The following is a 21,246-nucleotide window of genomic DNA, read 5'->3' as shown; positions in this document are numbered from 1 at the left end:
GCTTGATGAAACGTAGAATGCCGTTATCTGGTTTCGAAAAGATACGGCTGGTCTTCCGATTGATTGGTAGTGAGTAATGAGTAGTGCGAATTGAGATAGTAAGTTCGACAAAAGTGAACGTCCTTGCGAGCCAGAGGAACAATGGCGCGGCAATCTTTCGGCTAACGAAGTGATAGCGAGCTAAAATAGATTGTAGTATATAATACTCAGTATATAGAAAAGTTTTGGTTGATAAGTGATTGCAGGGGTCATTATTAAACGAAATGTCGCCTCGAAAGCGATTAGTACAGTGTATTGCGTAGAGCGTAGTGAGAAATTAGAAGAAGATACTACAATGCACCGTCCTTAATTAAACGAAATGTCGCATTTGAAGGAGTATTACGTAATGCGTATCAAGTAGTGCGAGAAGTTCAGATATTCTTTATTTTATCGCTTCTAACCATTATTAAACGAAATGTCGCCTCGAAAGCTTTGCAATATGTAATCATTTGCCCTTGCACAAACCCTCCCTGCAAAGGTTTCAAGCGACGGGGTTTTGAATACTTTTGCCCTTCAAAAGTATTTGCCTTGCCGCGGCATGCGGCGGAAAGGTTTGAGCGAAGGACAATCCGTTTGGAAACTACAATACCCTACAAAAGTATTGCCCTGTCCTGGCGAAGGACGGAAAGGTTATGGAATGGAATTGGTAGTGGGTAATCCGTAGTGCCCCATTTTTTAACTTCTCACTTTTAACTTTTCACTTCTCACTTCTGACTTTTAACTTTTCACTTTTGAATTTTGACTTCTCACTTCTCACTTTTGACTTCTCACTTTTGACTTTTTAACGCCCACTCCATTAAAAATCATTAACTTTACCAGCAAAATAAATCGAAATATCATATTTTTAAAATGAGTGCAGATATCAACAAACTTGAACAGGTCGCTTCACAGGTAAGACGCGACATCGTTCGTATGGTGCATGCTTGTCAATCTGGTCACCCCGGAGGCTCGCTCGGTTGTACAGACTACTTCGTAGCTCTTTACTTCCATGCTATGAAACACGATCCAAGCTTTAACATGAATGGTGTCAATGAAGATCTATTCTTCTTGTCTAACGGTCACATTTCGCCGGTTTTCTACAGTACTTTAGCGCGTGCCGGTTATTTCCCGGTTAGCGAACTAAGCACATTTAGAAAAATTGATTCGCGCCTTCAAGGACATCCTACTACGCACGAGCACCTACCTGGCATCCGCATTGCTTCAGGATCATTGGGTCAAGGTTTGTCTGTTGCCATTGGTGCTGCACAAGCCAAAAAATTAAACAAAGATGATAGTTTAATTTACGTGCTTATGGGTGATGGTGAATTGCAGGAAGGTCAAGTTTGGGAAGCAGCTATGTATGCACCACACAATAAGATCGACAACCTGATTGCCGCGGTTGATTACAATGGTGCACAAATCGACGGATCAACAGAGCAAGTACTATCACTAGGAAACCTTCGTGCAAAATGGGAAGCTTTCGGTTGGGATGTATTGGAAGTTGAAAAAGGAAACGACATGGCATCTGTCATTCAAGGAATCGATGAAGCAAAATCGCGCACCGGACAAGGCAAGCCTATTGTTATTTTGTTGCATACCGAAATGGGTAATGGCGTTGATTACATGATGGGATCTCACAAATGGCATGGTGTAGCGCCAAATGATGAGCAGCTTGAACTAGCGCTCAATCAATTGACAAGAACCATCGGAGATTATTAATCAGATATAAGATTTCTGCATATCGGAAGTACGCATTCCTTTTCAAAGCAAATGCGATTGATCGATCGATGTGCGCCACAATGCTAAAAAATAATGAAAAAATACACATACACAGAATCAAAAGATACACGTTCAGGCTTCGGCGCAGGATTACTGGAAGCCGGAAAGCAGAACGAAAACGTGGTAGCTTTATGTGCTGACCTCATCGGGTCACTAAAAATGAACGACTTCATCAAAGCGTTTCCTGAGCGTTTTTTCCAGATCGGTATCGCTGAGGCAAACATGATGGGTATCGCAGCAGGCCTAACTATTGGTGGTAAAATTCCATTCACAGGCACCTTTGCGAATTTCTCTACAGGCCGCGTTTACGATCAGATTCGCCAATCTATCGCATATTCGGATAAGAATGTAAAAATTTGTGCATCCCATGCCGGTCTAACGTTGGGCGAAGACGGCGCTACGCACCAAATATTGGAAGACATCGGATTAATGAAAATGCTTCCGGGCATGACAGTGATCAATCCTTGTGACTTCAACCAAACTAAAGCAGCGACAATGGCCATTGCAAACTATGAAGGCCCAGTTTATCTACGCTTTGGGCGCCCCGTGGTTCCTAACTTTACTCCTGCTGACCAGACTTTCGAAATTGGCAAAGCCGTAATGCTCAACGAAGGTACTGATGTGACAATCATCGCCACCGGCCACCTTGTATGGGAAGCCATCCAAGCAGGCGAAGAGCTGGAAAAACTAGGTATCAATGCGGAGATTATCAATATCCATACGATCAAACCTTTGGACGAAGACGCTGTTCTTAAATCAGTGACGAAGACAGGCTGTGTCGTAACTGCAGAAGAGCACAACCGTTTAGGTGGTTTGGGAGATAGCGTGGCACAGTTATTGGCTACAAAGAAACCTAGTCCACAAGAGTTTGTCGCTGTTAATGACAGCTTTGGCGAATCTGGAACCCCTGCGCAACTTATGGAAAAATATGGCTTGAATGCCAAATCTATCGTTGCTGCTGCTCGTAAAGTAATTGCTAGAAAATAATATTTTTAACGATAAATGGAAGACGCCCTAATCATATCAAAATTTGCTGATGAACGCACACGCGAGGAGGCGTTTGGCTATTTACTTCAAAAATACCAACAAAAAATATATTGGCATGTCCGCCGAATGGTGATTGACCACGACGATGCGGATGATGTGGTACAAGATGTATTCATTAAAGTATGGCGTAATCTCGAAAAATTTAGAGAAGATTCACAACTCTACACGTGGCTATACCGTATTGCGACGAATGAATGCATCACTTTTCTAAACAAGAAAAAACAAAAGCAGAGCCTGTCGTTGGATGACGACAGCTCTGCTTATTTAGCAGATACTCTTGCCGATGGCAGCTACTTTAATGGCGACAAAGCACAGATGAAACTGCAACAGGCATTATTGACGCTACCAGAAAAGCAACGCTTGGTATTTAACATGAAATATTTCGAAGACCTGAAATATGATGAGATATCAGAAATCCTCGGAACCAGTGTGGGAGCCTTAAAAGCATCATACCATCTCGCTGTAAAAAAGATAGAGAACTTTTTTTCTTCGAACGATTAAACCTTCGGGTGGATACCAAATCTAAAAATAGACTATGAAGGAAAATAACACATATCATGATGGAATGGAAGGCTTAAATCTACCCGAATCTTTACGTGTAAGTCCTTTTTCAGTTCCTACAGGCTATTTTGACGAGCTAACTTCGAAGCTCAGCGCACAGATCGGCCTTAAAGGAAAAGTGCCTCCAGAGATACAGTCTTTTTCTGTGCCAAACAACTACTTCGACGAATTGAAGTATAGCATTACCGCTCAGGTAGCCTTAGCAAATCCGGACGAAGAAGCCCAATCTTGGAGCACTCCAAGCGGATATTTTGAGACTCTTCAAGATACCATTCAGTCGCGCATCATGATTGAATCCATAGATCACACGAATGAAAGTTTCACCGTCCCTACAGGTTACTTTGACGCTTTAGCTGATCGGATACAAGCGAATATCTTCGAAAAAGATTTACATCAGGTTGCGCAAACCGATGGCTATACGACACCTCCATTGTATTTTGAAAAACTTACAGCAACTATTGTAGCGAAAGCGAAAGATACATCGCCAGTCAGTGGCAACGAAAATAAGCCTGTACGTCGCTTGAATCCTCAACGTTGGATTCAATATGCCGCTGCAGCCTGTGTAGCTGCAGTTTTGGGAACTGCATCTTACAATGCGGTGATGGATCACGGCCAAGTTAACGCTACGGAAACGCATCTTGCATCGATTCCTGAAGATGAGATTATCAACTATCTTTCCACGTCTAACAGCAGCGATGACCTGGTCTATATCATGGAATACATATCTCAACCTGTAGAAACTATCGAATCAGAGGGTGTGTGCAGCAAGATTAAAGAAAATGATATCGAAGACTACTTAAATTACATGTTATAATGTTACGTTTCAGACATTTACTATTCACGCTAGGTTTTATGCTTTCGGGCGCTTTGTGTACCAATGCGCAGCCGAGGGATTCAAAACGCTTTGAGGCGATTGAAAATGAAAAGATCGCTTATATTACAAAGGAATTGAACCTCACGCAATCGGAAGCGCAACGTTTTTTCCCGATATATAATCAGTACAACAAGGAAATGTGGACATTGAAATCCGAAAAGACTAGCGTGGCTACCAACGCCCCACGCGGCGCTAGTGCGCTTAATGGTTCCGGAAAGCGTGACGTATTGTCTTATGATGCGAAGGAACTGGAGGTAAAAAAAGAATATCGGAAAAAGTTTTCTGAAGTAATTGGAAGCTCGAGAGCCATTGAGTTTTTCGAGATAGAGCAAAACTTCCGAGAGTTATTATATAAAGAACTCCAACGACGGAATAGATAGAGAAGCTAAGATTTAGCTTCTTTTTTATTTATGGACGGCCGTCTTTTCTGGTATAGTCATCTTCAACATATACCGAACCACGTTTCTAAAAAGATTATAGTTATTTTTGCCCCTTTCGAGATACATAATGATTAGCAATAGAGAACTTTTCCTGCAAAACACAGCGCAAACGTCTAACTCACCTCGATTGGTTGAGGTGGAGAAAGCAGAAGGCATTTATCTGTATGGTCCGCAAGGCCAGCGTTACATGGATCTGGTATCGGGATTCAACGTAAGCAACATCGGCCATAGACATCCAAAAGTATTAGCGGCAATACAAGATCAACTCGATAAATACTTACATGTCACGGTATATGGTGAATTTGTACAAGCCCCCCAAGTACAGTTTGCTACCAAATTATTGGAGGTACTACCGACGAGCTTTGCCTCGGTTTACTTCACCAATAGCGGAGCGGAAGCGGTAGAAGGATCGATGAAAATCGCCAAAAAATTCACTGGCCGACGACAGATTCTCGCTGCTGAACAAGCTTACCACGGCAGCACGCAAGGTGCACTAAGCCTTATTGGCAATGATGAATACCGCAATGCTTACGCCCCCTTACTCCCGGAAATAGATTTTATACGCTTTAACGACAGCACTTCGCTCGATAAAATAACCCAGGAAACCGCATCCGTCATCATAGAAACTATTCAGGGAGAAGCAGGCGTACGGGTGCCAGACCAAGCTTTTATGCATGCGCTGCGCGCGAAATGTGATGAGACAGGTGCCCTACTGATCTTTGATGAGATACAGACTGGCTTTGGCAGAACGGGCAAGATGTTTGCCTTCGAGCACTTTGATGTTGTGCCGGATATCCTGATGTTAGCGAAAGGCATAGGCGGCGGCATGCCGCTCGGTGCTTTTGTCGCCAGAAAAGAAATTATGGATGTCATCAAAGACAATCCTATGCTTGGGCATATCACGACATTTGGGGGCCACCCGGTAAGCTGCGCCGCTGCACGAGCGTCGCTTCAAGTTATCCAAGATGAACAACTGCTGAATACGGTAGCTACCAAAGCGGCGTTATTTCGAAGGCTCCTCAATACAGCAAAGATCAAAGAGATCAGAGGCTTGGGGCTGATGATGTGCCTGCAATTGGAAACCTTTGAACAGGTTTATGCGGTAAGTAACTATTGTGCAAGCGAAGGTCTTATGATAGACTGGTATCTGCATTGCGAAACGGCTTTGCGTATTGCCCCGCCCCTCACGATAACATCGGAAGAAATCGAAAAGGCTTGTAAAATTATTCTTGATGGCATTGAAAAGTTCTGTTAAAAGAGCTAATTTTAGAACACATATAATACCTGTAAACCTATGGAATCAAGAAGAAAATTTTTAACGAAAAGCTTGCTGTCGCTGGGGGCTGCGACAATGGGAGCGAATACCCTACTGGCGGCCGACGTTGCAATTCAAAAGCCCGCTGGCAAAATAAGCATACAACAGAACGACATCATATTATTTCAGGGCGATTCCATTACAGACGCTGGTCGCAACAAGGAAAACCTTCAACCAAATGAAACCAATGCATTTGGTTCTGGCTATGCCATGATTGCCGGAGGCACCTTACTCAACAAGTTTGCGGACAAGAATATCAAAGTATACAACCGTGGCATCAGCGGTAATAGAGTTCCAGACCTGATTAAACGTTGGGACAAAGACGCTTTGGAACTAAAACCGACGATATTAAGCATATTGATTGGTGTCAACGATTTTTGGAGAACAAAAGATAGTGGAGCAAAAAATAGCCCGGCACAATATAAAGAACAGTACCAACAGTTGTTGGAAAGCACGTTAAAAGCCTTACCCAATGTAAAACTGATTATCGGTGAACCCTTTGGTGTGAAAGGCGTAAAGCATGTGAAGGACGATTGGTATCCTGACTTTTTGGGTTATCAACAAGCAGCTAGAGAGATTGCTAAAGAGTTTAATGCTATCTATTTGCCTTACCAAACTGTATTCGATAAAGCTGCAAGCCGTGGCAGTGGCAACTACTGGACCACCGATGGCGTGCATACATCTTTAGCCGGTGCAAACCTAATGGCGCAAGCTTGGCTCGATCTGATCAAATAGCCTATCAAGAAAATTTCAGCAGCAGTTTTTCCAAAGCTGCTGCAACAAATACATTCTTGATCTTAGAAAACGCAGGCTTCCAACATAAAATAGCTAGTTTTGTCGCTATATGAAAATAGGCTGGATAATACTGGTTGTCTTTTTTTGCTGCTGCGCAAGCCCCGCCGACCCTCCTGCGGTATCGTTTTACTATTGGAAAACCACCGTTCAACTCGGGGATCGAGAGGAAAGCACGTTGCAGCTCAACAGTAGCTCGCGATTGTATGTCCGTTACTTTGATGTAGGCCTGCAGAACGGACAGCCCTTCCCTATCAGTGCCGTCCTATTTAAGACAATCCCAAAACAACATATTATACCGGTCGTCTACATCAAGAACGAAGTGGTACTGAGCAAAAGCATAGACATTCCGGCTCTGGCACAACGAATTGTCGCTTACTTGGAACAAATTAATGCGCATTATGGCATAGAAACCGAAGAGCTACAGCTGGATTGCGATTGGAGTTTAGGAAGTAAAGCTAATTTCTTTGAACTGCTGCATGCCTTGAGGCAGCAGCGCCCTTGGCGCTTGTCGTGTACGATACGTTTGCACCAAGTAAAATATTTCGAGAAAACCGGCATTCCAGATGTAGACTACGGCGTGCTCATGTATTACAATATGGGTACGATATCTGCCAACCAAACAAATTCCATCTATGATAGACAGACCGCTGCAACTTACATTAAACGCCTCGGCAAATATCCGTTAAAACTAAAAGTTGCACTGCCCATATTTTCATGGGGCATCCATCTCCGGCAAGGAAAAGTAATCAATCTTTTAAACAAATTGCAAGAGGCTGATGTATACAACCATTCCGATTTGAAACAATCGGAGAATGGAAAATTCAAAATATTACGGGAAGGTGTTTATTTTGGTCAACTATTTGCTGCTGATGATGAAATTAAACTTGAGAATGTTAGCGCCGAAACGTTACTGGAGATGGCGACAGATCTAGGGCAGCATCTAAGAGAAAAACCGGATGAAATCATTTTTTACGACTTAGACTCCACAAATGTCAACCACTATGAAAAGGAAATTTTTCAAAAGACTGCTCGTCTCTTTCGCTAGTCTATTTGCGCTTGCTACCAGCGTGTATGTCTATGGATGCGCTGATGGTTGGTGGGGTTATTCATACGTATCATCCTTTACACCAGAAGCATTTACAGACGACTCTTACAAACCCTTTTTTTATGCGCCTGAAGAGAAGTTTTACGACTATACCCAGCTGGAGTATATTGAAAAGTACAATGAAGATATTGTGACCGAGTGGCAGGCATACCTCAGGGACAAACCTAAAAAATCTGATCTTGCTTTCTACCTTTTAAACGACTCCGCTAAAAGCGATATCGAAAGCCTGTACAATCAGTTGGATAATCCAGTAGCAAAACACCCGTGGTTAGCTGATGAAAAAGGAAAAAAATTCATCACTTTCTTGCACTTCGCAAAGGCTATAGAAATCTCGTCCACCAATACATTTTCTTCTTGGGATTACGAAGATCGGATTGTCGTTCAAACTGCTGCTTCTTTGGTCGATGAGGTAGAGGACTTTTATAATAAAATAGAAAAAAAAGATACATTTTTTAAAAATAGGATGTGGTTTCAAGTGCTCAAAGCGAAGTTCTACGGCCCGGATCGTGCAAGCGTCATCCCTTTCTTCGAAGCGACATCTTCTGCGCAACCTAAAAATGGTTTGTACTACCGTGCCGTAGGTTACGTAGCAGGCGCCTACTACCAACAGGAAAGGTATGAAAAGTCTAATGCGCTTTTTGCACTACTGTTTAATAATGCATCAGACAAAAGACACGAGGCGCTTTACAATTTCCGCCCGCTTTCGGCTGATTCGCTGGAATTGACATTGCAACAGATCGAAGAGAAGCAAGTAAAAGCAAGTGTGTGGGCCATGAACGGCTACTACCACGACGCAGCGACAGCGATGGCAAAGATATATGCGCTTCAACCCAATAGTCCACATTTAGACTTTTTATTGACCCGCTGGGTAAACGAACAAGAATCGACGGTAAATGAATACTATAACCTGCAATCGTCAACTTATCCTTGGGATGGTAGCAAGATCGATCGTAAAACGCTAAGCTGGTTAGCGGAGATATTGAAACAACCAAAGAAGTTGCACAATCCAGCCCTGGTTTATCTTGCCTATGGCTATGTCAATATGTTTATTAATGAACATGAGCTTTCCAAACAAACTTTCGTGAAGGCCGAAAAATATAGCAAAGGGAAACCACTCATGATGGCACAAATCAGACTTTTCAAGATCCTGAATGAGGTTGCGCAATTAAAGACTATTCAAACAAAGGATGAGGAACAGCTATTACCAGAGCTCGTATGGTTATATCAAGAAGTACCGCAAGACTCGGCTCTCGTACTAACCTTCCGACATGATTATGCAGCCAATTGGATAAAGACTGCCCTATCATCTATCTATAACAAAGACAATAATAGCCTGATGGCTGAACTCTGGAATAGTGAACCTGGCTTTTTTGACAATAGCGAGCAAGGGGCTGCTATGGAGAAATTCCTATTGCAGGAACCTAAAAATGGCTGGAACAAATTGGCTTCAGATTTATACCCTTATAGCCTGAGTGATATCTATGAAAGCCGTTCCATCTACGCATATTATCAGCAGCACATCGAGGAGGCTATCGATCTTATGAAGCGTGCTACGCCACAGGAGGCACGTATAGATCGTGGATATGACGGCATTTACTATCAAGCAGCCGAGTTGCGCGGAAATCCGTTCAACGGAAAAATTAAGGATTGCAATGATTGTGACCATGCAGCTCCTCAAAAAGTCAAATACACAAAACTTGATTTCCTGGTAAAAGTTGGCGAGTTAAGAAAAAACATTGACCAAGGTATTGACGTGTACACCAACGCCCTACTTTTGGGAAATGCCTACTACAACAGCTCCTATTTTGGTAATGCAAGGGTGTTCTACTACAACACGATTATAGGGGAATATGGAAACTATATCGGCACTAAAAACCAGCCCTATATTCTAGGGATGAGCAATGCTAGAAAATATTACGAAATGGCACTGAAAGCAGCGCAAAACAAGGAACAGCGCGCGAAGGTAACCTATTTATTAGCTAAGGTCGATAGAAATGAATTTTATACGAGTAATTATTTATCAAGGGAAGACTACTACTGGGCGGATCCTACGCAAACCATGTTTAAAGCCTGGGCAGGATTCAAGACATTAAAGAACGAGTATTCCGATACCAAGTATTATCAAGAAGTCATACGTGAATGCGGATATTTCCGTTCCTATATAGCACAGGAGGATAGTAAGGGTCGTAACTAAACGACTCTTACTAGCAAACCTTTTAAATATTCTCCTTCTGGGAAAGAGGCACGCACCGGGTGATCTTCCGGTTGTATAAATTGCCGAATAAACTGGATTTCCTTTCCTGCATCCAGAGCAGCCCATGCAATGACCTGCTTAAAGGTGTCGATATCCATAGCACCAGAGCAGGAGAATGTAGCCAGTAACCCTCCACTTTCTAACAACATTAATCCTCTTCGATTTAAATCCTTATAAGCTCGCGAAGCTTTATCCAGCGCAGAACGAGATGGAGCATATTTAGGCGGATCCAACACAATGATATCAAACCTTTCACCATCCTCACCAAGCTTACGCAGATATTTGTTCACATCCGACTGTACCGAAATATGCTTATCGCCATCAAACCCGTTGTTTACTACGTTACGTTTCAACGTTTCCATAGCCAGCGCCGAGCTATCAACGGAAACCACCTCTGCAGCTCCTTGCTTAAAAGCATTTAATGTAAATCCGCCGGAATAGCAGAAACAATCAAGCACGCGCTTCCCCTTAGCATACTGTGCGGTGAGCCATCTATTATCGCGCTGGTCACAATAGAATCCTGACTTTTGTCCTTCAACAATATTAATCTTATACTGGATGCCGTTTTCGACCACATCGACAAATTCAGGTGGTGTTTCACCATATAGCAATCCATTAGCATCTGGAAGTCCTTCATGCTCCCGCGACTTGAGATCACTGCGTTCATAGATGCCCCGCGGATCAAGCTGAGCAACAAGTTCATCAACGATAGTTGCTTTTACGAGCTCAGCGCCAGAGGAATGCACTTGAATCGATATGAAATCCCCGTATTTATCTACGATAAGGCCCGGCAAAAAATCAGCTTCAGCAAAAACAAGTCTAACAGTGGTGTTATCTGCCGTTAATAAATGCTTGCGTAGGCCTATCGACCGTTTGAGACGGTCTCGCCACCAGTCGCCATCAACGGTTCGCTCAGGATTCCACTCCAATAAACGAACCGCAACCCGAGAAAACGCGTTGTATACGCCAAACGCAATAAATTCATCAGCGGCATTAAAAACTCGCACAACGGTTCCGTTTGCAGGTTTATTATCCATTTTTGCTATTGCTCCGGAGAACACCCAAGGATGCAGCTGCCAAGCAGCCTTATCTTTTCCCTGGTGAAGGGTGATTTTAGTCATGGCTACAAAAGTAAAGTTAAACTTCTGTAGTTACATCAAAAAAAGCACGGAAGTTCCTATTTATTCATTAGCAAATACGACTTAAAACCATCATAATCTACATCAATTTTGCTAACGAGGCGTTCCTTTTGTGCTAAAGCGATAGCCTCTGCCGGAAGCTCGATAGCTTGAAAAGCTTCAGCGGTAATAGCATCAGGAAATTTACAAGGATGTGCCGTAGACAAAAATACGGAGGCATAGTTCCCCTCATGTTCTTTACGGTATTGCTTCGCTGCTAAATAAGCAATGGCGGTGTGCGGACATGCGACGTAGTTGTAGCGTGCATACATCTCTTCCATACCAAGTTTTGTCTCTTCATCGGTGTAAGTATAGGATGATACTACCGCACGAATGGCATCAAGATCCTGACCGAATAAATCTTGTATGCGGACCCAATTACTTGGATTGCCTACATCCATGGCATTGGCTAGGGTTTGTGTGGAAGGCTTAGGAGCATATTTCCCGTTTTGCAAGAAACGTGGAACGGTATCATTGATGTTTGTCCCTGCCACGAAATGCTTCACGGGCAGCCCCATTTTATAGGCTAAAAGACCGGCGCCAATATTACCAAAATTACCGCTAGGAACAGTAAAGACCACGTCTTGTGCGCCTTGCGAACGCAACTGTGCATAGGCCCAAAAGTAGTAGAACGTCTGCGGTATCAGCCTGGCGATATTGATCGAGTTTGCCGATGTCAAGCGAAGTTCTTTATTCAAGGTTTCATCATTAAATGCAGTCTTCACTAATGTCTGGCAGTCATCAAAGGTGCCATCAACCTCCAGGGCACGAATGTTTTTACCATTGGTGGTAAGTTGATCTTCTTGCACTTTGGAAACCTTACCTTTTGGATAAAGAATAGTAACACGGGTGCCTTCTACACCTAAAAAGCCCAACGCCACCGCACCTCCAGTATCACCTGAAGTGGCCACCAAGACATCTAACAGCTGATCGCCCTGCTTTGAAAAATAGCCCATTACGCGGCTCATAAAACGCGCCCCAAAATCTTTGAAGGCGAAGGATGGACCGTGGAAGAGTTCGAGCACAGCCTGCTCGGCATCTAGAAATTTCACAGGCGCATCGAAATTGATCGCCTCAGCAATAATCGCCTTCAGATCAGCCGCCGGAATATCGTCCCCGATTAATGCGGAGGCTACATGGAACGCGATGTCTTGCAGCGAATACTGCTGTATATTTCGAATGAATGCCGGATCCAAAACGGGGATCACTTCTGGCATGTAAAGCCCTCCATCTTGTGGCAAGGAAGTAAACACCGCATCTTGAAAAGACACGCGTAAATCTTTATTGTTGGTGCTATATAATTTCATTATTGTCTATTTATTTTACTACTTAAAACGTCAGCGCTGAATTACCCAAGGATTTTTGGACCATGTACATTAACAGCCGAGACGTACTTAAAACTATCAATATCATGAGCTGTTAAATGCTGTTGAATTTCGGTTGCAGCCTGCATAGCAACGGCTTCTCCTTTTGCGATAGCCACGACGGATGGTCCTGAGCCCGAAATTCCAAAACTTAAAGCGCCAGCTGCCAATGCAATGCTTTTCATCTCATAAAACTCGGGAATTAAGATGGCACGTGTTGGTTCGATTAATACGTCGTGCATGCTCCGGCTAATGAGGTCGTAGTCACTTTCGTATAGACCAGCGACTAGCCCTGCAATATTTCCCCATTGGGTCACCGCATCTTTTAATAAGACTTTCTCTTTGATGAGCTGTCTAGCATCTCGTGTAGGTACATCGACCTGTGGAAAAACAATACCAGCATATAACTCCGTCGGTACAGGTAAACTGATTACATCCAAATGGTTATGACCGCGAATCAACGTGATACCGCCCATCAACGCAGGTGCAACGTTATCTGCATGGCCGTGCCCACAGGCTAAGCGTTCGCCTTCTACGCAGAACGGCATGAGCGCTGTCTTAGAAAGCGGGTTTCCCAACAACGTATTAATAGCAAACAGCCCAGCCACGGTACTCGCAGAACTTGACCCAAGACCACTCCCTATCGGCATATGCTTCGTCAATTCGATTTCAACACCCAGTTCATCTTGAAGACCCAAATGCGTAAGTAACATTTTAACACAAGCGCTCACCGTATTTTTGTCCGCATCCAACGGCAATCTTCCATCGTCCCCGGCGATGGAACGAATTCTGACGCCAGGTTGCGCAACGCGGTACATAGCCACCTCGTCTCCGGGATGGTCAACGGCAAAGCCCAACACGTCGAAACCGCAGATCATGTTTGCAACCGTTGCAGGTGCAAAAACACGAACATGATCTAAGATGTTATTAAAGTCTATTTGATATTGTTTTTTTTCCAATGATTCCATAACTACATGTTTTAAGCGCCCACATTTACTAGATCTGCAAACACACCGGCCGCGGTCACCTCAGCACCAGCACCAGGGCCTTTCACCACCAATGGGCGATCTTTGTACCGTTCTGTCGTAAAAGAAATAATGTTATCACTTCCAGACAAAGCATAAAAAGGATGATTTTCATCGACCATCTCTAAGGCGATAGAGACCTTTCCTTCTTCCAACTTGCCAATATAACGGATCACTTTATTTTCGCTATTTGCTTTCTCTTTCAACGCATTGAAGTATTGATCAGCCTTTAGCAATTCAGCATAAAAATCGTCTACCGATGATGCTTCCAAACAAGCCTGTGGCAAGATCGCTCCTAAATCAACATCCGCAGCTTCCAGGGCATAACCTGCATCACGTGCTAGAATTAGCATCTTTCGCATAAAATCAACACCTCCTAGGTCATCGCGCGGATCGGGCTCTGTATAACCGAGCTCTTGTGCTTGTTTGACCGTTTCGTAGAACGAAGAGTCGCCAACAAAATTATTAAATATATAGGAGATCGTTCCAGATAGTATAGCTTCAATCTTAACAATACGGTCGCCACTTAGCATCAGATCTTTCAATACACGCACAATAGGCAACCCAGCACCTACATTCGTTTCGTAAAAGAAATCCACGCCATGTTTGCGAGCTGTCTCATGCAATTTTTGATATTGGGCATATTCACCAGAGTTGGCAATCTTATTACAGGTAACGATGGAGATATTAGCCTTAAAAATTTCCTCATAGTATGTTGAAGGAAGTTTACTAGCCGTATTATCGATGAATACGCAGTTTGGCAGGTTCATGGCCCGCATGCGATCGATAAAAGAAGCTAAATCAGACAATTCTCCTTTTTCTTCCAATTCGTCAGCCCAGCTTGTTAAGTCAATACCATCGCTATTGAAAAGCATCTTCCGTGAATTAGAAACGCCCACTACATTGATCTCAATATCACTATTCTCCACCAAGAAGTTGTGCTGTTCGTGAATTTGACGGAAAAGCGTAGACCCTATATTTCCTGTACCTACGTTAAACACATGCAGTGTTTTTTTCAATTGCGCGAAGAAAGCATCGTGCACAGCATTAAGCGCTTTGGCTAGGTTTTCCTTGCCGATGATAACAGATATATTAAGTTCTGATGAGCCTTGTGCGATAGCCCGAACATTGATTCCGTTTCGTCCCAGTGCATAGAACAATCGGCCAGACATGCCTGGCGTCCTTTTCATATTTTCGCCTACAATGGCCAGCACAGACAGATTTTCCTCCACCACGGGAACTTGAAGCTTATTGGCTTCCAGCTCGAGTTCGAACTCCGCCTCGATCAATTTTACTGCCTTTGACGCATCATCTGGATTGACAGCGAAGGTAATGCTATGTTCTGAGGACGATTGCGTTATTAGTACCACATTAATCTGCTCACGCGCCAATAAGGTAAACAACCGACCGCTGAAGCCCGACTTGCCAATCATGCCGCTGCCCGATAGATTGATAACAGATATATCGGAGATGGAAGAAATTCCTTTTATTGGGAAACTCGACTTTCCACTTTCATATTGTATGGTAGTCCCTGGAAAACCAGGTTCAAAGGTGTTGCGGATAACAATGGGAATCTTCTTGAGAAATGCAGGAATCATCGTCGGCGGATAGATCACCTTTGCGCCGAAGTATGACAGTTCCATGGCCTCGGTATAGGAAAGAATCGGCTGCGAGAACGCCTTCTTCACAATGCGTGGGTCGGCTGTCAGCATACCATTCACATCAGTCCATATTTCTATTGCCGATGCTTCTAACACCGAGCCAAATATGGCTGCGGTATAATCCGACCCGCCACGTCCGAGCGTGGTCACGCGACCTTTGTCATTGGTACCGATGAATCCAGTTACAAACATCAGCTTTTCAGCATGTGTGTACCCTAGAGACTGGATAAGTTGATGGGTGAGTTCTTCGTTCACCTGTGCATTACCAAAGTTGGAGTTTGTTTTTACGTAGTGCGATGCATCAATGAATTCAGTTTGCGGGATCTGCTGTTCTATGATTTTGGCAACCATATAGTTTGATAAGCGTTCGCCGAACGATACAATCAGGTCTTTACTTTGTAAACTCAATTCTTTCAACGCACTGACACCCTGAAGAATTTCTTCAAGATCGTTCAACATCAATTTAAGTTTTGTGAATACCGGATTTTGAAACTTTACAGCGATCAGCTTTTTAACAACTTCAAAATGCTTTTCTTCCAAAAATTTCAGATCATCTTCAAAAGGAATGCGGTCTGCCGCATTCTCCGCCATCTTCGTCAGCAAATTAGTGACCCCAGACATAGCAGATAAAACAATCAGAGGTTTTTCGCCATTATCAAAGGAGTGTTTAACAATATCAAGTACCGCTTCTATGCTCGCTACTGAACCTACGGATGTCCCTCCGAACTTTAATACTTTCATTTTTGTCTGTTTATAAAATTAAATTCCTGTTTATCAATAAAAAAGCCTTCCCGGTGGAGGAAGGCTCTATATTTTGTGTACACTTATATATACAATAGAATTACTTCCTCCGAGGTTTGTGGCCGGTGGTAATAATAATGGATGTAATAATAGTGTGTCTGTACATAATCTTTTAAAAACTTGTTAAATATAGGAGTAAATATTTGAACATATCAAATTTATTTTAATTTTTTTTGTGAAAATCGTAACCGACCTTTCCTAGCTCCGCGACAATTTACGATTTTATGACTCGGGTATTTATACCCCAATTCGAAAAATAAAAAGTTAAAATACGTTAAAACTACGTTAAAAAAGGTGAAAAATGCTTGGATCAATACGTATTATGTATTAGTTTTGCTTCAGTCCTGTAGAAAATACAAGACAGCGTATAGAAGTTGTATATTAAAGCGAACAAATGAATACAAAGAAACTAGTAGCAGGAATGCTCTTCATAGGCTTATGTCTAGTGTCGCAGGCACAAACAACCAAATCAAAAAACACCTCCGCTGATCCGGATAACCTTGCTAAAGAATACTTTTCACAGATAATGGGTGTCGCGTCAAACGCAATGGCGAACACAAAGCTTTATCAATTTGTCTATGAATGGTTGGGTACCCCCTACAGGTTGGGAGGAGACTCCAAAAATGGTATCGATTGTTCTAAATTTTCCCTAGCGGTTTATGAAAACGTATTTAACACGACTATTGGCTACAATAGCCGGAACCAATACGCCAACGTAAAACAAATCCGTAAAAACGATTTGCAGCCAGGCGACTTGGTTTTCTTTAAAATACGTAGCAGACAAATTACCCATGTAGGTGTGTATTTAGGAGATGATAAGTTTGCTCATGCTTCTTCAAGCAGAGGCGTTATGGTCAGCAATTTGAATGAAGCTTATTGGAAGCGCTACTACTATAACGGCGGAAGACCTATCGAAGAGCCTGGAATAATGACTGCTAATTCCCACCTTGACGACGACAACAAGAATTTAAATTAATTCCCATAAAATAATAAAAAAGGCCTAGCATGTTATTTCTAGGCCTTTTTTGTACCTTCCTATTCGGGCATCTCGCCTTATTCAGCTATGCTACAAAAAGCTAAAGGATAAAAATACCCGTCCGTTGAAACAAATCTAGAAAGACTTCACTTATCAAGGCGGAAAGACCGCCCTCTACCTATAGAAGTATCAAGTTTATATCGGGAAGATGACGGCTATACGCACGCTCCTTTACCGGTTTAGTGCGATTTTATTTAAAAGATTTAGTACTTTTACCTTGTTATAAACAAAGAATAAAACATGTCTACGAAAAGAACCCTTATTTTAGATAAAGAACAAATTCGTCAAAAATCTATCCGGATTGCTTACCAGATTTTGGAAGATAATTTTGAGGAGACATCCATCGTTTTAGCAGGTATTGCCGACCGTGGCTATGTATTTGCAAAACGCCTACAACAGATATTAGCAGAGATCGCCCCCGAAAAAAAATTCGAGCTACTGAAAATCAGCATTGCAAAGACTAAACGTAGTTTAGATGCAACAGCTGATGAGCCGTTAGAAATAGCGAAAGATAAAGTTATTATACTTATTGACGATGTATTGAACAGCGGGCGTACATTGGCCTACGGATTAGGATTATTCCTTGACATTCCTCTCAAAAAGATGCGCACGGCTGTCTTGATCGATCGATCGCATCACCAGTTCCCCTTATTCAGCGACTACTACGGCCTAAAACTATCAACCATTTTGAAGGAGCACGTAGATGTTGTACTGGAAGAATCTGACGGTACAGAAGATGCGGCTTGGTTATCCTAACCGCATCCCTATTTTATTTCTTAATCTTGATTTTCTGACCTATTCGTAAGCTGCTTCCCCGCAAATTATTGTCTGATTTGATTTGCGATATGCTGCTGCCCTTGTGCTTGTTTGCGATATGCGAAAGTGTATCTCCTTTACGCACGGTATACGTGACGTACGCTGTCGTTGTGGAAGATTTAGTGGCTGTTGTATGCTTAGCTTTGGCCAAACGCGTGTTTTCTTCTTTTTCCAAAATAAGCGTGCGGCCAGCGATACGACTATTTAATGATAAGCCATTCCAAGCTTTTAGATCTTGCACGGTAACGCCAAATTTGCGCGCTACGGAAGCTAAAGACTCCCCCTGCTTGGCAGTATACTTAGCAGGTGCGGAAGGCGATGATGCAAGTATCATCGCATTCTCCTTCGTAGATCCGGGAAATGCTGTATTACTCAGCGCAGCGTATAGCAAGCTATCATTCGACGAACTGGTTTGCGGTAATATCAATCGTTTAGGCTTATCGCTACTGGCTACAACGATGGTACGTTTAAAAGACGGATTAAATTTCTTTAAGGTTTCCAATGGCAGATTAATTGCCGTTGCAACACGTGCCAGATCTACATTATTCTCCACCATAATCGGTTTTGCGGCAAACACAAAATCCGTTGCTGCATTTTCTATTCCGTATTCTTGCGCATGTTTCAACGTATAGGTCATGGCAATGAATTTAGGAATGTAATTTTGTGTTTCTTCCGGTAAAAACGGCGACAATTGCCAAAAGTCGGGATGGTCTAGGCCAGAGCGTTCTATTGCTCTCCTTACCGCGCCACGACCGCAGTTGTAGGAGGCGAGTGCCAATAACCAATCATTAAACTCATCGTAAGCATCTTTGAAATATCGGCTTGCTGCATGACAGGCCGCATAAGGATCTTTACGCTCATCGATGTAGCTATCCATCGTTAAATCGTAGCCCTTGGCAGTAGCATACATAAATTGCCATAAACCTACCGCTCCAGATCTGGACACCAGGTGAGGATCCAACGATGATTCTACGACAGAAATGTACTTTATTTCATCGGGAATGCCCGTCCCCTCAAATATCTCCTCATAAATAGGGAAATAATGTTGTGCCAGCCCCTGCAGTTTGCACATGTAGGGGTTATAATTTCGGGACACGTATTTATCGATATAAGATTTAATTTTCTCGTTATAAGCCAGCGGAACCGCCTTCTGAATTTTACGCATCCGCTGGAAGATCAAAGAATCTTCGGCATTTAGGATAGGATCGGCGTAGGAAAGCTTTTTTAGGGAATCGATGCCTGAAAAAATTGCATCGCGTTGATGACTGACTAACTCTTTTAAATGCAAAGTATATTCTTCATTCTCTATACTTGCCATGTCTTGAGCAATTGCTGGCTGTGTTATGCTTAGGGCACAAAACGGCAATACCCATAAATGGATTTTCTTCATAAGTTTTTATTTCATGAATAATTCACGGTTTAAGGCGTATGATCTTCAATAGTCTAAACTTTCATGTAAAAACGCTAAAAATACGTGGTTAGTATGATCGGTAAAAAATAAAAGAGTTTCTTGGTTTTGCCCATGAAACTCTTTTATTTTAAATCCACAGATTATGGATTCTGTGTGTTATTTGTATTTGTTGTGTTCGTGGTGTTCGTCGTGCTATTCTTATTAGCAGTATCTTCTTCACGTTGACCGTCTTTGAACTCTTTGACACCACGCCCAAGACCACGCATCAATTCTGGAATCTTTTTACCACCAAAAAGTAACAATACTAACACCACTATGATGATGATCTCCTGCGTCCCGATAAATAATAATCCCGATGTATACATAGTTTTAATTTCTTAACGTTGCTTTCATTATCAACGTCTTACAAATATATAATTTAATTTTCTAAATCCCTGTAACTATTTCGCTAACCACGAAGATGGGTTCATAGCTGTCTGCCCTTGAAAAACTCCGAAGTTGACAACCGAATATCCAGCATCGGCATCTTCGTCTGCTGATCCAATCTGCTGCCCACGACTGACCTTTTGCCCTTTCCGCACGGAAACACTTTTCAGGTTAGCATAGGAGGTGAAATATTCACCATGCTTGATCACAACAAAGCTTCCAATTACTTGAACGACCTCGCCCTCGAACACCGCTTTGACAGCTGCGTTCGTAGCTGTACGAATGGCCACATCTGAATTGTCAATACGCACATTTCGTTCCACGGTCTCAAAGCCGAAATTCCGCACGATGTTGCCTTGTGCTACTGGCCATGGCAAACGACCTCTGTTTGATTTGAAATCTGCAGAAAGCTTAGCAGCCTCTGGTGTAGACCGTAATATCTCACTGTCGGATTTCCGTGGCGTTTTCTTCTCCACTTCTTCCACCGTTTTACCAGTCCTTTTAGCTTCTGCTTCTGCTGCTTTCTTACGCGCTTCTTCTGCACGTCTACGCTCCTCTGCGATCTCCCGACGGATGGCCTGCTGGATCATAGCATCTATACGTTTCTTTTCTTGTTGTTTCTTGCTTAACTGTCCTTTGAAAGTCGACTCTTCCCGTCTTAACTGACTGAGTTCAGTAGCATGTGCAGACCTATCTTTCGCGATAATCGAACGCTCGGCTTGCTGCTCTTTTAACAATTGATTTTGCGTTTGCTTGTCGCGCTCTAACTGCGCGATCTTAAGCTCAATTTCTTTTTTTGTCGCCTCAATTTCCGCAGCCTTAATTTTGCGGGCATCATTAAATTGCTGCAAATACTTTACACGTTTGAAAGCCTGGTTAAAGTCTTTGGACGCAAAAATAAACATCAATTTATTGTAGCCATTTTTATTTCGAAAAGCAAAGAGGATCATTTTTTCGTAATCCTTTCGCATTTTTTCGAGTTCGGCTTTCAGCGCATTCACCTTCCCCGTATTTACCCGAATGTTGTTATTGATGATGCGCAGCTCCGCGTTGATGGTACTTATCTTGCTTTCTCGCAAATCAAGCTGCCTGCTAAGTGCATTTACCTCGCGCTGCGAAAGGATTTTTTCCTGTGTTTTAGCCCGCAAAATTTTCGTCAGCTCCGCAATCTCTACATCTATTTTTTCACGCTGTTTTTTTAGTTCTGCACTGCTCTGGGCAGATACAAAGCCAATAGTTAGACAACAGGAAAATATGAAACTAAATACAATCTTTTTTAAATCCATGAACCGTCTTTACCTTATATCGGTTTAAATTAAGCTTACAAAAATAAGGATATA

Annotated in this window: 18 protein-coding genes; 11 read left to right on the top strand and 7 right to left on the bottom strand. The window is 42.7% G+C overall.

The features are described 5' to 3' along the window. Positions 1 to 888 precede the first annotated feature (888 nt). The 9 genes from DI53_RS11705 to DI53_RS11665 all read left to right on the top strand — a co-directional run bounded on the left by DI53_RS11705 (position 889) and on the right by DI53_RS11665 (position 10,128). On the top strand, positions 889 to 1,737 hold the full coding sequence (locus tag DI53_RS11705; RefSeq protein WP_037499514.1) for a transketolase: 849 nt from the start codon (positions 889 to 891) through the stop codon (positions 1,735 to 1,737). Positions 1,738 to 1,830: 93 nt separating this feature from the next. Beyond that, positions 1,831 to 2,784: a transketolase family protein gene (locus tag DI53_RS11700; RefSeq protein WP_037499511.1), complete on the top strand. Its 954-nt coding sequence runs from the start codon at positions 1,831 to 1,833 to the stop codon at positions 2,782 to 2,784. A gap of 15 nt (positions 2,785 to 2,799) precedes the next feature. Next, complete coding sequence (locus tag DI53_RS11695) at positions 2,800 to 3,345, top strand: RNA polymerase sigma factor (RefSeq protein WP_037499508.1); 546 nt, start codon at positions 2,800 to 2,802, stop codon at positions 3,343 to 3,345. 34 nt (positions 3,346 to 3,379) lie between these two features. Further along, entirely contained in the window at positions 3,380 to 4,219 is an 840-nt protein-coding gene (locus DI53_RS11690; RefSeq protein ID WP_037499505.1) for a hypothetical protein, read from the top strand. Next, complete coding sequence (locus DI53_RS11685; protein WP_131555244.1) at positions 4,219 to 4,659, top strand: hypothetical protein; 441 nt, start codon at positions 4,219 to 4,221, stop codon at positions 4,657 to 4,659. The genes DI53_RS11690 and DI53_RS11685 overlap by 1 nt, the downstream gene beginning before the upstream one ends. 127 nt (positions 4,660 to 4,786) lie before the next feature. Then, positions 4,787 to 5,974 carry an aspartate aminotransferase family protein gene (locus DI53_RS11680; protein ID WP_037499499.1) on the top strand — a complete coding sequence of 396 codons (1,188 nt, stop codon included), beginning with the start codon at positions 4,787 to 4,789 and terminating at the stop codon, positions 5,972 to 5,974. Positions 5,975 to 6,013: 39 nt separating this feature from the next. Then, positions 6,014 to 6,769: an SGNH/GDSL hydrolase family protein gene (locus DI53_RS11675; RefSeq protein ID WP_037499496.1), complete on the top strand. Its 756-nt coding sequence runs from the start codon at positions 6,014 to 6,016 to the stop codon at positions 6,767 to 6,769. A 109-nt stretch (positions 6,770 to 6,878) separates the two neighbouring features. Beyond that, a complete protein-coding gene (locus tag DI53_RS11670) occupies positions 6,879 to 7,874 on the top strand; it encodes a hypothetical protein (RefSeq protein ID WP_037499494.1) in 996 nt (331 codons plus the stop codon). After that, positions 7,831 to 10,128, top strand: coding sequence for a hypothetical protein (locus tag DI53_RS11665; RefSeq protein ID WP_037499491.1), 2,298 nt, complete (start codon positions 7,831 to 7,833; stop codon positions 10,126 to 10,128). Before DI53_RS11670 ends, DI53_RS11665 begins: the two co-directional genes overlap by 44 nt. Here the strand turns inward: DI53_RS11665 and DI53_RS11660 are convergent. The 4 genes from DI53_RS11660 to thrA are packed head-to-tail and all read right to left on the bottom strand — an operon-like array spanning position 10,125 to position 16,157. After that, positions 10,125 to 11,309, bottom strand: a complete 1,185-nt coding sequence (locus DI53_RS11660; protein ID WP_037499488.1) for a class I SAM-dependent rRNA methyltransferase — start codon at positions 11,307 to 11,309, stop codon at positions 10,125 to 10,127. The two genes, DI53_RS11665 and DI53_RS11660, sit on opposite strands and share 4 nt — an antisense overlap. Positions 11,310 to 11,365: 56 nt before the next feature. Next, on the bottom strand, positions 11,366 to 12,673 hold the full coding sequence (gene thrC / locus DI53_RS11655) for a threonine synthase (protein WP_037499485.1): 1,308 nt from the start codon (positions 12,671 to 12,673) through the stop codon (positions 11,366 to 11,368). 41 nt (positions 12,674 to 12,714) lie between these two features. Then, complete coding sequence (locus tag DI53_RS11650) at positions 12,715 to 13,698, bottom strand: homoserine kinase (RefSeq protein WP_052072356.1); 984 nt, start codon at positions 13,696 to 13,698, stop codon at positions 12,715 to 12,717. Between the two features lie 11 nt (positions 13,699 to 13,709). Continuing rightward, positions 13,710 to 16,157, bottom strand: a complete 2,448-nt coding sequence (gene thrA, locus DI53_RS11645; RefSeq protein ID WP_037499482.1) for a bifunctional aspartate kinase/homoserine dehydrogenase I — start codon at positions 16,155 to 16,157, stop codon at positions 13,710 to 13,712. A gap of 454 nt (positions 16,158 to 16,611) precedes the next feature. On the opposite strand from thrA, the gene DI53_RS11640 reads away from it, so the two are divergent. Both DI53_RS11640 and DI53_RS11635 read left to right on the top strand, forming a co-directional pair. Beyond that, positions 16,612 to 17,193, top strand: a complete 582-nt coding sequence (locus DI53_RS11640; protein WP_037499479.1) for a C40 family peptidase — start codon at positions 16,612 to 16,614, stop codon at positions 17,191 to 17,193. 300 nt (positions 17,194 to 17,493) lie between these two features. After that, entirely contained in the window at positions 17,494 to 18,009 is a 516-nt protein-coding gene (locus tag DI53_RS11635) for a phosphoribosyltransferase family protein (RefSeq protein WP_037499476.1), read from the top strand. Between the two features lie 13 nt (positions 18,010 to 18,022). Here DI53_RS11635 and DI53_RS11630 read toward each other — a convergent pair whose 3' ends face one another. The 3 genes from DI53_RS11630 to DI53_RS20690 all read right to left on the bottom strand — a co-directional run bounded on the left by DI53_RS11630 (position 18,023) and on the right by DI53_RS20690 (position 21,192). Then, positions 18,023 to 19,459, bottom strand: coding sequence for a lytic transglycosylase domain-containing protein (locus DI53_RS11630; protein ID WP_037499473.1), 1,437 nt, complete (start codon positions 19,457 to 19,459; stop codon positions 18,023 to 18,025). Positions 19,460 to 19,620: 161 nt separating this feature from the next. Next, positions 19,621 to 19,845, bottom strand: a complete 225-nt coding sequence (locus tag DI53_RS11625; protein WP_037499471.1) for a twin-arginine translocase TatA/TatE family subunit — start codon at positions 19,843 to 19,845, stop codon at positions 19,621 to 19,623. A gap of 75 nt (positions 19,846 to 19,920) precedes the next feature. Further along, positions 19,921 to 21,192, bottom strand: coding sequence for a murein hydrolase activator EnvC family protein (locus DI53_RS20690; RefSeq protein ID WP_037499468.1), 1,272 nt, complete (start codon positions 21,190 to 21,192; stop codon positions 19,921 to 19,923). Between the last annotated feature and the right edge of the window lie 54 nt (positions 21,193 to 21,246).

This window comes from Sphingobacterium deserti, assembly GCF_000757725.1.
GTDB lineage: Bacteria > Bacteroidota > Bacteroidia > Sphingobacteriales > Sphingobacteriaceae > Sphingobacterium > Sphingobacterium deserti.
This window is presented reverse-complemented; position numbering and strand designations above follow the sequence as displayed.